Origin of the sequence: Acinetobacter sp. YH16042, from assembly GCF_013417245.1 — a bacterium.
Lineage (GTDB): Bacteria > Pseudomonadota > Gammaproteobacteria > Pseudomonadales > Moraxellaceae > Acinetobacter > Acinetobacter amyesii.
In genome coordinates, this window is the sequence record NZ_VPEJ01000001.1 from 91,386 (window position 1) to 105,845 (window position 14,460).

Consider the following 14,460-nt stretch of genomic DNA (forward strand, 5'->3'; position numbering starts at 1 on the left):
TATATGACGGACAAGTCGATTAAGGAGTTAGCTCTCAACGTGGGTCGTCCAGTTGAGAAGCTACTGGAACAGGTTCGTGATGCGGGTTTACCACAAACTAAACCTGACGATATTATCTCCACTGAACAACAAAATGCCCTCGTTAACCATTTGAAAAAAGTTCATGGTCAGGATGCGGGCAATGCAGGACAAATCACGTTGAAACGTAAAACTACCAGTACTGCTAAAGTGGCGAGTACATCGGGCAAGGCAAAAACGATTAATGTAGAAGTTCGTAAGAAACATACATTTGTTAAACCGGATCCTGAGCAAATTAAAGCTGAAGCCTTAGCGAAAGCACAAGCTGACCAACAAGCACGTAAACAGGAACCTAAGGTTGAAGCGAAAGCTGAAGAACCGAAGCAACAACCAGTATCTAAAGCGAAACAAGCTTTAGAAGCAATGCGCGCTGCTGCGAAGCAAGAACATGCGAAGCAAGAAACACCGAAAGCTGCGGTTGTTGTAAAACGTAAGTCAAACAACAAGCCAATTACAAAACCTGTTGAAACTCTAGAACAGAAAAAAGCACGTGAAGCTCAAGCAGCACAATTGAAAGCTGTAGAAGAAGCGGCGCGTCGTAAAGCCGCTGAAGAAGCGCAACAACGTACGCTTGAGCAAATGCGTCAAATGGCGTCTAAGTATTCTAACGAAGACACTACTGCGACCATTCGTGTTGTAGATGATTCTCCGCTTGCTGCCGGCCTTGTAGGTCAGGCATATGAAGATTCATTTGCGAAAGAAGACCGTGAAATTAAACGTGGTACCAATACCAACAATTCACGTTCACCTAAAAAAGGTGGTCGTCGTGGCGAAGAGCAATCTTTCCGTGATAACTCACATAAACGTGGTTTAAAAACAAGTCAAGCGAACAAGCATGGCTTTGAAAAACCAGTTAAAAAACAAGTTTATGATGTTGAAATTGGTGAAACAATTGTTGTTGCCGATTTAGCAGCAAAAATGGCGGTTAAAGTTCGCGAAGTTATCAAATCACTCATGAAAATGGGCGAATTGGTTACTCAAAACCAAGCGATTGATCAAGAAATTGCAGCACTTGTTGTTGAAGAAATGGGTCATAACCCAGTATTGGTTTCTGATACTCAAGCAGAAGACAACTTACTTGAAGCAGCTGAAGAAGCGCGTGGTGTCCAAACCACTCGTCCGCCAGTTGTGACAATTATGGGTCACGTTGACCATGGTAAAACATCACTTCTTGACCGTATTCGTCGCTCTAAAGTGGCTGCAGGTGAAGCAGGTGGTATCACACAGCATATTGGTGCTTACCATGTGAAAACTGAAAAAGGTATTATTACTTTCTTAGATACACCGGGACACGCAGCATTTACTGCAATGCGTTCACGTGGTGCGAAATCTACAGATATCGTAGTGTTGGTTGTTGCAGCAGATGATGGTGTTATGCCACAAACTGCGGAAGCGATTGACCATGCACGTGCAGCAGGTACGCCAATTATTGTTGCTATCAACAAAATGGATAAAGAGTCTGCTGATCCAGATCGCGTATTGAATGAGTTGACGACGAAAGAAATCGTACCTGAGCAATGGGGCGGTGACGTTCCAGTGGCAATGGTTTCTGCGCACAGCGGTGCAGGTATCGACGAACTTCTTGACTTGATCTCAATTCAAGCCGAACTTCTTGAGCTTAAAGCATCTGAAGAGGGTGCAGCACAAGGTGTTGTAATTGAAGCACGTGTAGACAAAGGGCGTGGTGCGGTAACATCGATTCTTGTTCAAAACGGTACATTGAAAGTGGGTGACCTTGTTCTTGCAGGTTCGTCATACGGTCGTGTACGTGCGATGACAGATGAAAATGGTCAACGTATTAAATCTGCTGGTCCTTCGATTCCTGTGGAAATCTTGGGTCTACCAGAAGCGCCAATGGCAGGTGATGAAGTTCTTGTTGTAAATGACGAGAAAAAAGCACGTGAAGTTGCTGATGCGCGTATGGATCGTGAACGTCAAAAACGTCTTGAGCGTCAATCTGCGATGCGTCTTGAAAATATCATGGCGTCTATGGGCAAGAAAGATGTGCCTATTGTCAACGTGGTATTGAAAACAGACGTACGTGGTACTTTAGAAGCATTACACGTTGCACTTGCTGAACTTGCAACTGATGAAGTGAAAGTACGTATTATTGGTTCAGGTGTTGGTGCGATCACTGAGTCTGACGTAACACTTGCTGAATCATCAGAAGCGGTTCTTCTCGGCTTTAACGTACGTGCTGATAATACTGCACGTCAAAAAGCTGATGCTGATGGTATCGACATTCGTTACTACTCGATCATCTATCAATTAATTGATGATGTGAAAGATGCGATGAGCGGTAAATTAGCGCCTGAACACCGTGAAACAATTCTTGGTGTTGCTGAAGTACGTGAAGTGTTCCACTCAAGTAAATTCGGTGCTGCTGCAGGTTGTATGGTACTTGAAGGTACATTACACCGTAATAAACCGATTCGCGTATTACGTGATGACGTGGTGGTATTCCAAGGTGAGCTTGAATCTCTTCGTCGCTACAAAGATGTGGTTGAAGAAGTTCGTGCCGGTATGGAATGTGGTCTTGCGGTGAAAGGCTATAAAGACATCAAAGCACAAGATAAGATTGAAGTGTACGATGTTCAATTGATTAAACGGAGTCTTTAATGGCGGGTAGTCAACGTCTGAAGCGTATGGCGGATACAGTACAACGTGAGTTGTCAGAACTGATCCGTCAGGAGCTGAAAGATCCACGCTTAGGTGGTCTTGTGACCATCTCTGCCGTGAAGGTGAGCCCAGACTTAGGATATGCCGAAGTTTATGTGACTGTAATGGGTCGTGAGCTAGGCGATGAGCAAAGTGAAGCCGCAAATAAAGAAACTTTAGATGTCTTGAATAAAGCATCTGGTTTCTTGCGTCATGAACTGAGCCGTCGTATCAAAACACGTATTACGCCACGTTTGCGTTTCCATTACGACAAAACAAATGCTTATGGCAACTATATGTTTGGTCTAATTGCGGAAGCGGTCAAGGACTTACCTCCTACTGACGAAGCAAAAAAAGATGATGAATAATTCAGTTCGCTGAATGAAAAAAGCCACCTTCGGGTGGCTTTTTTATGTTTGAATGGTCATTATTTAAAAATACCCAATAACACACAGAATTATAACTAGATGATAAAACTAAGCTTGAAAATGACATTGGATAGTCCAGTCTATACACACAATATAATAAAAAAATCATGCTATTGAGCAGCATATTACTCATCACTATGCCAAGTTGGGCATGTTTAAATACCTATGTAGAAGATTTTTATACATCTGATTCAGAAAAAGAAAATCAACACGAAGAACATCATGACGAAAAATTGAAGAACTTTGTCTCAAGGCATCCTAGCCCAATAGACTATCAGGCAGAAAATGATTATGCCGTACATCAGATCTACGCAGGCCGTTACGATTTAGCCATTAAGGTTTTACGTGCAATTGAAAATGAGCATCCAGGTTTACCGAAGACGGCAGTGAATTTAGGCACAGCTTATGAGTTGATCGGCAATATTTCACTAGCCAAAAAATGGATTGCTGAAGGTATGAAGCGTGATCCATCGATTCATCTTGGCAGTGAATGGATTCATCTGAATATTTTAACAGCCAAAGAAAAACGTGCGACGGCAAAATATTTTCATGAATTTCCATTGTTGAATGTATATTATGGAACAGGTTCTGTACCCGATGCACACTGGAAGAATCAGCGAAAACTCACAACAGCAGAATATGATGCTATACGAGAGCAGGCCAGTTTACAGATTAATGAGCGGAAAAATTTTGTTTCAAGACAGAATGCCGTGATGGTACAGCTGTTTTATGAATTGGCGAATCTTGAGATGAGTCAATATCAGCCTAAATGGTCTGATCATTTTCAAAGTAGTTATGAAACAAATATGCTGATTGATTTAGCTGAAAAATATGGTTTGAAAACGACGCCATATAATCAAAAGCGTTTGCAATATATGGCTCAAAGTAGCGTATTTGAAAAAATGTGGATGCGAATCAAAGATTTTTTTAGCTCGAAGACATAAACAAAACTGGATCTGGAATTAATCCAGATCTTCCGGTTTTGAATGGACTTTAGAGTGAAAGGCACGGCGGCGAGTTCGTTGCCAAGGAAGAGGGCGATTGAGAGCTTCTGGTGCATCACCACTCATCGAGCGAAGTCGTAAATGTAATGCCGCTTGCGCCATAAGGTTTGCAGAAACCGGTGCTGTAATAAAGGCAAAGAGCGTGATCAAGATCTCTGCAAAACCAAAACGGCCTTGAAATGCTGCATAAATAATTGCAGCAATTAGAAAACTTCCTAAGCCTAAGGTGCTCGATTTGGTCGGTGCGTGCAGACGCATAAATAAGTCGGGTAGGCGAACCATGCCAATACCGCCGACCAACATGAAAAAAGCGCCAATAACCAAAAAAATCGAGACCAAAATTTCCATGACTAATTGCATATTAATGTACTCCTAGTCGATGACGTGGCCAGTGGTGAAATATCGTGCTAAAGCGGCTGTAGACACAAACCCCAGCATGGCAACCAATAAAGCCCCTTCAAACATCGATGTACTTGCCCAATAAATACCTAAAATGACAATTAAACAGGTAGCATTTAAAAATAAGGTATCTAAAGCAAGTAGCCGGTCTACGATTGAGGGTCCCATCACCAAGCGAATGAGACACAGTAACATCGAGATCGTCACAGCAACTAAACAGATGCCAAGCGCATACGGTAAAATTGTCATGTGGATTCTCCTGTATCAGCACCAAAAATGAGGATGAGAGGGCGTTCATAGCGCTCTTTAATGGTTTGAATTTCCGCTTCAGGGTCATCCGTGCTCAGCGCATGGACCAAAATATCACCACGGTCTTGGTCAATCCCAGCAGACACTGTACCGGGTGTGGTGGTGATGATCATCGCAAGTAAAGAATTGACTTCCTCATGCTGTGTATCGAGAGGAACACGGAACCATTTCGGGTGCAGTTTATGTGTTGGCCCAAGGACTAATTTTGCAACATGGATATTACTGACAATAATATCCCACAGCACCACAAAGAATAATTTACATGCTGCCAGCCAGTTGATATTCGGCGTTCGGTCAATAAAAGGGCGAACCAATCGTGGAATAACAATGGCTAAAACCAAGGCCATGCAGAGTGTGGCCGCATCTAGACTGTGCGCTAACATCACCCAGCTCAGACCAACCATGACTGATACCAATGGATGCGGAAACCAGCGATTTAATACAGATGTTTTCGCCATGTTAAGGTGCCTCCATCGGTTTTAGTTGGGTCTCTTCAGGTAGTTTTTCTTCTTGTTGCTGTCCTTGAATTTGGCGTTGCTTATACTCAGAAATATGCTCGCCATGTAGCGTTTCAGGTGCAATCAATGCAGGAATGAGGTGTGCATTTGGATCGGCTGATTCACCACCATATTTAGTTTCAGGTAAATTTTCAGGATCATAAGGTTGAACACTGATGATTTGACCTTTTTCATCCTTTTTTAGCAGCAATGATTCATATAATGGATTGTCTTGAATTTGCTGTGCAGTTTTGTAGGTATAGTCATAGATCGGCGCAGCAAAAACCATATATCCCACAAGCGCTGTTAACAGCAGATAAATGGTTTTGTCATTACGAAGCGGTGCCTTATTCGGCAAAGCCTGATAACGCTGATATTCTTCAGTATCAATATCATCTTCTGGGCGAGATGAACGCCAGAAAAGCACAAAACCAACTCGAGTGAATGCGATAATACTGAGTAAACTCACCAATAATACGATCAAAATAATCATAATTCGGTAAGGTGAATTGGCCGTTGCTTGCAAGAGAAATACTTTACCCAAAAATCCACTAAATGGCGGTAGACCAGCCATCATCAACGCAATGATGAAATAGCAAACAGCAACGGTATTATGCTGTTTCATACGGGGCGCAATTTTAAAATGATCTTTAAATTCGCCACGTTGTGAGGTAATCCAACCCGAGAGAATATAAAAAGCTGCACCAATGATGGTACTGTGAATCAGGTAATAAAGCCCCGCAGCCCATGCATCAGTATTAAAGAGTGAAATCGCAACCAATATTGTCCCGATAGAAGACAAAATCATAAAACCGACAAAACGACGTAAGCGATCCGTTCCGATAGCACTATAGGCACCATAGAGCGAGGTTACTAAGCCAATCGGTAACAACCACTGTTGTAAGATTTCACGGCTAATCCCATCGTCAAACACAGTACCATTGACACGGAGAATGGCATAGATGCCGACCTTGGTCATTATAGTGAATAAGGCTGCCACAGGCGTGGTTGCCACAGCATAGGTCTTTGGTAACCAGAACCCTACAGGCAGCATTGCAGCTTTGATGCCAAAGACAGTGAACAGTAACAATGCACCAGCCACAGCAATACGATGTTGATCCGCTTCAAGCAAAGGCATAAGTCGTGCAACATCAGCCATATTTAAGCTACCTACACTGCCGTAAATCATCCCGAGTCCAATCAGGAAGAGGGCAGAGGCAAATAGGTTAATGGTGACGTAATGAATACCAAGCTGAAAACGTGCTTTGCCTTGACCATGTAAGAGCAAAACATATGATGCCATCAACAGGATTTCAAAGAACACAAACAGGTTAAATAAATCGCCTGTCAGGAACGCACCACACAAACCCATCAGTAAGAAATGGCACATGGCATGGAAATAACGACCACGCTCGTCCCATTCTTTGCTGGCAAACCACATCACTGGCACAGCAAGTCCATAGGTCAGCACCAACATGAAAGCTGAGAGTCGATCTAGAACTAAGACGATTCCGAATGGTGCGGCCCATTCACTTAGGTTATAAACCAAAACTTGACCAGAGCTGGCGATCATCAAATAACTGATAGATGTGATCAGCCCGAGAATGCCTGAAACATAACTGATTCCACGACGCCAAGGTTGTCGCCAGTCATGCGCCAGCGAGCCAGAGCCGGGGTTGCCCAGCAGGACTAAAATAAATGCAGTAATTGCAGGAATTAAAATACTGAAAATCGGGCTATGCGTAGTCCAAAATTGGATGAAGTCATGCATTATGGCTCATCCTCCCGCGGGTCAATTTGCGGTATTTCTTCTTTGGAGTCCACATGATCTGTTCCAGTTTCATAGCGGCTACGCAGAGCCAATTGTACGATAAAGGCAGTGGTCGCAAAGCCAATCACAATGGCTGTCAGGACCAAGGCTTGTGGTAAAGGATCGGTCGCTTTGGTGGTTTCAGTTAACACGGCAGGTGCGTTGACATGAATACGTCCCATGACAAATAAAAATAAGTTCACAGCATAGCCAATCATGGCTAAACCCAGCACGACAGGAAAGGTACGTGCCCGCAAAATCAGGTAGACTCCTGTTGCGGTCAGTAAGCCTATGGCTGAAGCGAGTAAAAATTCTAAACTAATCATCTTATTCGCCTCTTGGAACTGGACCAGACATACTCGAGTGACGCGAGTCGCCTAAGACGGAAATCATTAACATCGTCGCGCCCACCACGGTGATGTAGACACCTGTGTCGAAGAGGGCAGCGGAGGCAAGGTGCATTTCACCTAAAATGGGTGGCGATACATAGATATGAGCACTGGTCAGGAATGGGCGGCCCCATAGCCAAGCAGCAATCCCTGTCAGACCTGCAATGGTTAAACCAATACCAATCCAAACTTCATATAAGCGACCTGATTTTGCACCAATCAGTTGTTCAGCACGGTCTTGGCCGAGCGCAATATATTGAATCACTAAGGCTAAAGAGGTAATTAAGCCTGCAATAAAGCCACCGCCTGGTAAATTATGACCCCGTAGGAAAATATATAAGCTGATGACGAGTGCTAAAGGCAAAATCCATGATGATGTAATACGGAACATCAGTGGTGACGGATTAAAACGATAGGTCAGACCTTGCGTAATGGTGGTACCATGAGCACGCATACCATCCATCATGCACAGCGTACCAATTGCGGCAATTCCCAGTACGGTAATTTCACCAAAGGTATCGAAGCCACGGAAGTCGACCAAGATCACGTTGACCACATTGGTACCACCACCAAGTGGGATGGATTGCTGCATAAAGAACCATGAGATGGAATTATGATCGCGGGTCATGATCAGCCATGAAATCCATGCGATCCCTAAACCTGCAATAATCGCAATTATTGCATCTCGCCAACGACGAGACACACTCGACTCATAAGGTGTGAGCTGTGGTAATAATGATAAGCTCATGAGTAAGAGCACGGTGGTCACCACGTCAACAGTAATCTGCGTGAGCGCCAAATCTGGAGCGGAGAAACAGATAAACACCATAGTCACAACCAGACCGACTGCACCACTGATGAGGACGGCTTTAATCCGTTCATGGTGGAACCAAAGCATCATCCAACATGCAGAGAATAATAATAGCCACAGAACGATTGCGATGATTGGTGCATGTATCAGTTCACGGCTGCCTGTGCCGATACCTTGCAGCCAAAATGGAACAATGACGATGGCTACACTAAAGATTAAAATCCACAATAAATAGCTTTGTAATTTGCCATTTTCAGTAAAGCGACGGAACTTTCTTGAGCTGAGTAAAAGATGCTTTAAAAATAAGTCGAACAGGATTTTGCCTTGCAAACGGCCCAAAAGAGGATCCAAATCGATCCGGCGTAATTTGCCGCCCTTTGCCAATGCGAAATAGAAAACTAAACCACCTAAAAGTGCAATCACACTCATCAAAAGGGGTGCATTTAAACCATGCCAAATCGCTAAATGTGTACCTTCAAACGCAGTATTTTGAATACTCGCACGTGCTGTGCTGTTGACTATATGCTCAACCAATAACGCAGGGAAGAGTCCAACTAAAATACATAAAGCAGCCAGTAAGGTTGCTGGTGCGCGCATGCCAAACGGTGGTTCATGCGCTTCTTTATTGGGAACATCTTTCCCTAGTGGACCATCAAAAAATACCCCATGAACCAAACGTACCGAATACGCGACAGCAAAGATACCGGCAAAAGTAGCGATGATAGCCGACACGATCATCACTGGCCCAGTCAGGTTGGCCAAAAGTTCAGTAAAGAACATCTCTTTAGAGAGGAAACCATTAGTTAATGGGACACCTGCCATAGAGGCCGCAGTGATCATGGTCAGCGTCGCTGTAAACGGAAGTAATTGCCATAAACCAGAGAGTTTTCGTAAATCGCGTGTACCTGATTCGTGGTCAATAATCCCTGCGATCATAAACAAGGCTGCTTTGAAGGTTGCATGGTTAATGATATGGAAAATGGCAGCCGCAACTGCAAGGGGAGAACCGATCCCCAGTAAGCAAACAATCAGACCTAAATGGCTGATGGTGGAATAGGCCAACAGCCCTTTTAAATCTTCTTTGAAAATGGCAAAAAAGGCCGCCATACATAAGGTAAATAAGCCAATAAAGGTGACCAAGTTGTGATACAACGTAGCGCCTGCAAAAATCGGTAATAAGCGTGCAAGCAGGAAAATTCCGGCTTTCACCATCGTGGCAGAGTGTAGATAAGCCGAGACGGGGGTCGGTGCCGCCATAGCATTTGGCAACCAAAAATGGAAAGGGAACTGCGCACTTTTAGTAAATGCTCCCATTAATATTAATAGCAGTGTGGGTACAAAAAGCGAGTGCTGCTGAATTTGGCTACTCATCGTTAGGATTTGATCAATCTGATAGGTGCCCGTGATTTGCGCCAACAGAACAAAACCACCCAGCATACATAAACCACCCATACCTGTAATGGTCAAAGCCATTCGAGAGCCACGCTGAGCTGCGTCGTAATTACTCCAATAACCAACCAAAAGGAAAGATGAAATGCTGGTAAGTTCCCAGAAAATAAGCAATAAAATTAAATTATTAGACAATGAAATGCCGAGCATGGCAGCCATGAACAGCATCAATAAAACATACAGTTTACTGAGCGAATTCTTTGGACTTAAATAATAGTAGGCATAGATATAAATTAAGGTGCCGATCCCGGTAATGAGCAGGGAAAACAACAAGCCCAGTGCATCGAGACGGAAACTGAAATCAATGCCAACTTGAGTGAGCCACGGCCAAGTTTGAATGATGGTTTTGCCATTAAAGACATCTGGGGCCTGACTCAATAATAAAACTAAACTGCTGAGGCTGACGCCAATCGCCCCTAAAGCTGTTACCCCGCGAGAGAATTGCTTCAACCACGAGACAAGTGTTGTGCCTAGTATTAACGGTAACAATATAATAATCGGTAGCACACTCGTATCCATTGTCATGATTAGGCGGTGAAACCTAGGTGTATTTCATCTTTCAAGGATTACAGGACAGCAAAGAGCAGTCCAAAAATTCAATCTTGAAAGCCATGTGTGTCAAAAAAAATTAAAAACAAGCTGTGTTGCGCAACTCGTGAAGCGATAGCAATTTCCGATGTTACTATGAAAATTGCAAATAAAACCGATCATATTACATGCGTAAAACAACATCAATCTTTTTTATGACCCACTTACACATTATACGCCTGACGAAACTGACTCGACATCTATTGCGGCCTTGTTGCTGAATATTTAAACATCGAGGCTATGGATTACGCCCAGCCAATCAGCCTCGGTATTTTTAACTCAGCGGTTGGATCGTAACGTCCTGATCACCCCGCTGTGATAAAGCCCTAACCAATTCGTGTTGCTGTTGCTCGGTCAGTTGCGTCTGGATTAATTGCAACATGTGCTGGATGGTGTCTGGGCTGTTCAGTGGCTCATTTAATTCAGTCTCTTCAGTTTTGGCTGGAAGCGATGGCTTTGATCCGAGTTGCAACTGCTGATAAATCTGATCATAGGTTTCTTGTAATTTTTCAGGCTGAATCTCACTGAGCTTTTTATTCTGTAGTTGTAAGCACTGAAAACGAGAAGCATGTTCCAATAGTTCAGGACGGTTTCCGCTGGCAATAATTTGGAGTCGTGGAAACGCTTGATTTAAACGGGTCAAAATCACTTGGGTCATGTTTTGATCGAGTTGGTGGTCTATGGCGTCGATCAATAAAATGCCGTCCCCTTCTTGGCACGGATATAAGCTATGAGGATTGAGTAGGCATAGGCGACGCACAATATCACCAATTAAGGCCACAAGGTTGCGCACACTATTTGATAGCTGTTGGAACAACATATCTTTGCCTTGATAGCAGACCATTAACTGTAATTTGGGGTGATATTGTAGATAAATATTGCTCACATCGGGTAACACGGTCTCTAAGGCTTGTTTTAAGGATCTGAGAGATGGCGCATGTAGATCGGCCTGAGCTTGCGCCAGTTTTTGTCCAAAAAGTGGCGTGTCAGATGTGTTGGATGAGTCAGTTGGTTTTTTTGGATGTAATAAATTTTCAATTAATTCGGCACTTTGTGCATTTTCGATGTCTGATATTTCTCGGAACCACTCAAAAAAACGAATAAACGTGGTAAAGGGAATGGCCGAGATTTCATAGGCATGTGAAGGCTGAAAAATAGCAGGATTGTTTTTATTGAGAATATTTACGTCGTTGACGAAACGTTCAGCAGGGTAATAAGCAATGAGTGGCAACCCTTGTAACGGATCAGCTTTGAGGGCTTTTTGATACAGGGCAACCATCGATTCTAATTGCTGTGTTTCGGCCTTACTGAGGCCGACGCCTTGACTGTTTAAGGTTTTATACAGTTGCCATGAACAGTGCTGCGGGTCTTGGTCTTGCTGATCACTTGAAAGTTGAAATGCGCCAATGTCTTCGGGAAAACTGACCTGAATATCAAGTTTCGATTGTAAGCGATTTAACATGATGTCTTGATCAAGCATCACCACACCTGCGGTGCGTAAATCTTTATAGCGTGCAGCGAACCAAGTGAGGGCCTGGTAACTAAAGCGCAGTAGGGAGGTTTTTCCAGAACTTTGATCACCCAAAATTAAGGTAATCGGCAGATCGTGATAATTAAAATTGAGGGTGATATCAGTAAAATGAAGGGTGTGCTTGAGTTGAATCGATTGTATTTTCATGGTGCACCTTTTACTGATTTATTGTTTATTCACCTTTTTCATCATACTAGCTGACCGCTTGCGCCAAAGATTTGGGCATTTGACGTTTTAAGTGCTGCATCAAGTCATAAATATGATGGATATTTAAACTTACTTTAGCACGTGTGCAGGCCACGTAAAGTAACCGTAACTCTTCGTCACTAATTTTATAATCTTTATCGTTGAGCTTAAATTGGTAGTCATCTTCAATATGTACCCGATCCCATTCTAAACCTTTGGCTTTATGGGCGGTCGAGATGATGTAGTCGGCTTGATCAATCGGGGTGATTTTCGCCAGTGCCTTTTTCAGTGGGTCAGTACCGTGGTCATCGACCAACTTCACTAACGGTTTAATATCGCTGCCGTCATTGGTCTCGCAATATTCATGTACATCATGCCATGAGTTAAACCATGCAAGCTCTGGGACATCGACCACGCGTTTACCTTGCTTGAGCATGGCTGCAGCATCGACAAAACGATTGAGTCGTGCATGATCTGCTTGCAGGCTAACTTTTTCACCTTTGACCAAACCTGCCAATAACAGTTCCATCGCGCGTGCATTGGTACGACATAAAATGGCATCGCGCATCTTGGTATGCGGCTTATTGACCACTTTAGAGTTGAGCTGCGGATTACCCAATAACGGCACGGTTTCGTTCAATGCGCCCAGTAGAGCATTGGCGTTCAAGGCAATTTCTTCACCAAAACGGAAAGACGTGGTTAAACGTGATTCAGGTAATGGGAGTTGCTGCATGGCATTGACTGCACCACGCCATGCATAAATTTGTTGATGCGCATCGCCAACATAGATGACTTGAGTATTCCGCTGTTTCAGTAAAATCCCTAGCATTAGCGGGTCAGCATCTTGAGCTTCATCGAACAGCACATAATCCGCAGGAATATTCGGTTCAGACAAAGCCCAAAGTTTTAAATAAATATCGTGTCCAATCCCTGCTGCATGGTTCGGATCAATCGACTCTAACCAACGACGTTCAATGGCAGGATATAAGTGCTTTTGTAAGCTTTCGATATCGTCAGGATGCAACCAACTCGGTGCTTGTAGATGTCGTGGGGCAGGGTATTGCGAACTGGTCGAACAGAAATAACTGACAGCGTTTGCCACCAGACTTGCCAAACGCGAAGGCATGAGTACATATTTTTCATAACGACCGCCCATCATACGACGTAAGGTGATCGGTTCTAGTCGATATTCTTTGGCAATAAAGCTCGGACTTAAACGTGGTAGACGCAGTTTGTCAGTCACTCCACGTGGAACACTACGATAAGCCAATGAGTGGAAGGTTCGACAGTCGACATTTTGATGAAAACGATTCTGTGCTTCGGTGGCAATGGCTTTGTTAAAGGCCAAGTACATGCCACGCCGCTGAGGCATGGCATCACTGATCATTTGCAGTGTGGTTGTTTTACCTGTGCCAGCATAGGCAATCACTTTAAATGATTTACCAAGACGTGCGTTATCTATGGCGGTGGCCTGCTCATAGGTCGCGGTCGGTTTTTTAAGATCTGGCACGGTTGCGTCTTAGTGCTGACGGTTGGCTTTTTCAACCAAACCGGAAAGGCCTTGACGACGAGCGAGTTCGTTAAGTACCAATTGAGGATCAATATCGAAATAACCCAACATCACAATGGTATGGAACCAAAGGTCTGCTACTTCGTAAATCAAATCGTTTTTGTTGTCTTCATTGGCTTCGATTTTAAAATCTTTAGCGGCAATGATGGTTTCAACACTTTCTTCACCGATTTTTTCTAAAATTTTGTTGAGGCCTTTATGGTAAAGCTTTGCCACATAAGAGGACTCAGGATCAGCTTGTTTGCGTTCAGCCATCATTTTACCTAAGTAGTCGAGTACTTCGACTTGCTCAGATTGCGCATTGGATGCGTTCATCGCAAGGGTATGCGGATTTGCTGATTTTACACCATAAATTGCAGCAGGATCTTTCAATTGCGCATCGACAATTTCCCAGCCATTGGCAGTAAGCTTGCGGTAGAAGCATGACTCACGGCCGGTATGGCAGGCAATGCCGCCATGCTGTTCAATTTGTAGCACAATCACGTCAGCATCACAGTCCAAACGGATTTCATGTACGGTTTGGAAATGGCCAGATTCTTCACCTTTGTGCCATAGCTTATTGCGTGAACGTGAAAAGTACACCGCCTGATTTTTTTCTGCAGTTTGCGCCAACGCTTCACGGTTCATCCATGCCACCATCAATACGCGCCCGCTTTGATGATGCTGTGCAATAGCAGGCACTAAGCCTTGTTCGTTAAATTTTACTTCATCGAGCCATTGCAGGTTGTTCATGAGGATTTCACCAATTCAAAA

Annotated in this window: 12 protein-coding genes; 3 read left to right on the forward strand and 9 right to left on the reverse strand. The window is 43.7% G+C overall.

Translation table 11 applies throughout. The features are described from left to right. Nucleotides 1-3: 3 nt before the first annotated feature. From infB to FTV37_RS00465, 3 genes are all read left to right on the forward strand, one after another. Nucleotides 4-2,697, forward strand: a complete 2,694-nt coding sequence (infB, locus tag FTV37_RS00455; protein WP_180004671.1) for a translation initiation factor IF-2 — start codon at nucleotides 4-6, stop codon at nucleotides 2,695-2,697. Next, nucleotides 2,697-3,104, forward strand: coding sequence for a ribosome-binding factor A (locus FTV37_RS00460; protein WP_078189413.1), 408 nt, complete (start codon nucleotides 2,697-2,699; stop codon nucleotides 3,102-3,104). The genes infB and FTV37_RS00460 overlap by 1 nt, the downstream gene beginning before the upstream one ends. 167 nt (nucleotides 3,105-3,271) lie before the next feature. Next, complete coding sequence (locus tag FTV37_RS00465; protein WP_180062797.1) at nucleotides 3,272-4,108, forward strand: M48 family metallopeptidase; 837 nt, start codon at nucleotides 3,272-3,274, stop codon at nucleotides 4,106-4,108. Nucleotides 4,109-4,126: 18 nt separating this feature from the next. Here the strand turns inward: FTV37_RS00465 and FTV37_RS00470 are convergent, their stop codons facing one another. The 9 genes from FTV37_RS00470 to hisIE form a co-directional block, all read right to left on the reverse strand. Then, entirely contained in the window at nucleotides 4,127-4,528 is a 402-nt protein-coding gene (locus FTV37_RS00470; protein ID WP_168378199.1) for a Na+/H+ antiporter subunit G, read from the reverse strand. Between the two features lie 12 nt (nucleotides 4,529-4,540). Beyond that, nucleotides 4,541-4,816 carry a monovalent cation/H+ antiporter subunit F gene (locus FTV37_RS00475; protein WP_078189410.1) on the reverse strand — a complete coding sequence of 92 codons (276 nt, stop codon included), beginning with the start codon at nucleotides 4,814-4,816 and terminating at the stop codon, nucleotides 4,541-4,543. Then, nucleotides 4,813-5,334: a Na+/H+ antiporter subunit E gene (locus FTV37_RS00480; protein ID WP_180012108.1), complete on the reverse strand. Its 522-nt coding sequence runs from the start codon at nucleotides 5,332-5,334 to the stop codon at nucleotides 4,813-4,815. Before FTV37_RS00480 ends, FTV37_RS00475 begins: the two co-directional genes overlap by 4 nt. Nucleotide 5,335: 1 nt before the next feature. Continuing rightward, nucleotides 5,336-7,144 (reverse strand): monovalent cation/H+ antiporter subunit D, encoded by a 1,809-nt coding sequence (locus FTV37_RS00485; protein WP_180062798.1) that lies wholly within the window; start codon nucleotides 7,142-7,144, stop codon nucleotides 5,336-5,338. Next, complete coding sequence (locus FTV37_RS00490) at nucleotides 7,144-7,509, reverse strand: Na+/H+ antiporter subunit C (RefSeq protein ID WP_078189407.1); 366 nt, start codon at nucleotides 7,507-7,509, stop codon at nucleotides 7,144-7,146. Before FTV37_RS00490 ends, FTV37_RS00485 begins: the two co-directional genes overlap by 1 nt. A gap of 1 nt (nucleotide 7,510) precedes the next feature. Continuing rightward, complete coding sequence (locus FTV37_RS00495; protein WP_180062880.1) at nucleotides 7,511-10,351, reverse strand: monovalent cation/H+ antiporter subunit A; 2,841 nt, start codon at nucleotides 10,349-10,351, stop codon at nucleotides 7,511-7,513. Between the two features lie 343 nt (nucleotides 10,352-10,694). Beyond that, nucleotides 10,695-12,098 (reverse strand): AAA family ATPase, encoded by a 1,404-nt coding sequence (locus tag FTV37_RS00500; protein ID WP_180062799.1) that lies wholly within the window; start codon nucleotides 12,096-12,098, stop codon nucleotides 10,695-10,697. A gap of 46 nt (nucleotides 12,099-12,144) precedes the next feature. Next, nucleotides 12,145-13,647, reverse strand: coding sequence for a UvrD-helicase domain-containing protein (locus tag FTV37_RS00505; RefSeq protein ID WP_111884125.1), 1,503 nt, complete (start codon nucleotides 13,645-13,647; stop codon nucleotides 12,145-12,147). 9 nt (nucleotides 13,648-13,656) lie between these two features. Further along, entirely contained in the window at nucleotides 13,657-14,439 is a 783-nt protein-coding gene (hisIE, locus tag FTV37_RS00510) for a bifunctional phosphoribosyl-AMP cyclohydrolase/phosphoribosyl-ATP diphosphatase HisIE (RefSeq protein ID WP_180026546.1), read from the reverse strand. Nucleotides 14,440-14,460 lie beyond the last annotated feature (21 nt).

Coding starts and splice junctions, on each gene's coding strand:
- infB (WP_180004671.1), top strand. CDS start 4: ATGACGGACAAGTCGATTAAGGAGTTAGCTCTCAACGTGGGTCGTCCA.
- FTV37_RS00460 (WP_078189413.1), top strand. CDS start 2,697: ATGGCGGGTAGTCAACGTCTGAAGCGTATGGCGGATACAGTACAACGT.
- FTV37_RS00465 (WP_180062797.1), top strand. CDS start 3,272: ATGCTATTGAGCAGCATATTACTCATCACTATGCCAAGTTGGGCATGT.
- FTV37_RS00470 (WP_168378199.1), bottom strand. CDS start 4,528: ATGCAATTAGTCATGGAAATTTTGGTCTCGATTTTTTTGGTTATTGGC.
- FTV37_RS00475 (WP_078189410.1), bottom strand. CDS start 4,816: ATGACAATTTTACCGTATGCGCTTGGCATCTGTTTAGTTGCTGTGACG.
- FTV37_RS00480 (WP_180012108.1), bottom strand. CDS start 5,334: ATGGCGAAAACATCTGTATTAAATCGCTGGTTTCCGCATCCATTGGTA.
- FTV37_RS00485 (WP_180062798.1), bottom strand. CDS start 7,144: ATGCATGACTTCATCCAATTTTGGACTACGCATAGCCCGATTTTCAGT.
- FTV37_RS00490 (WP_078189407.1), bottom strand. CDS start 7,509: ATGATTAGTTTAGAATTTTTACTCGCTTCAGCCATAGGCTTACTGACC.
- FTV37_RS00495 (WP_180062880.1), bottom strand. CDS start 10,351: ATGGATACGAGTGTGCTACCGATTATTATATTGTTACCGTTAATACTA.
- FTV37_RS00500 (WP_180062799.1), bottom strand. CDS start 12,098: ATGAAAATACAATCGATTCAACTCAAGCACACCCTTCATTTTACTGAT.
- hisIE (WP_180026546.1), bottom strand. CDS start 14,439: ATGAACAACCTGCAATGGCTCGATGAAGTAAAATTTAACGAACAAGGC.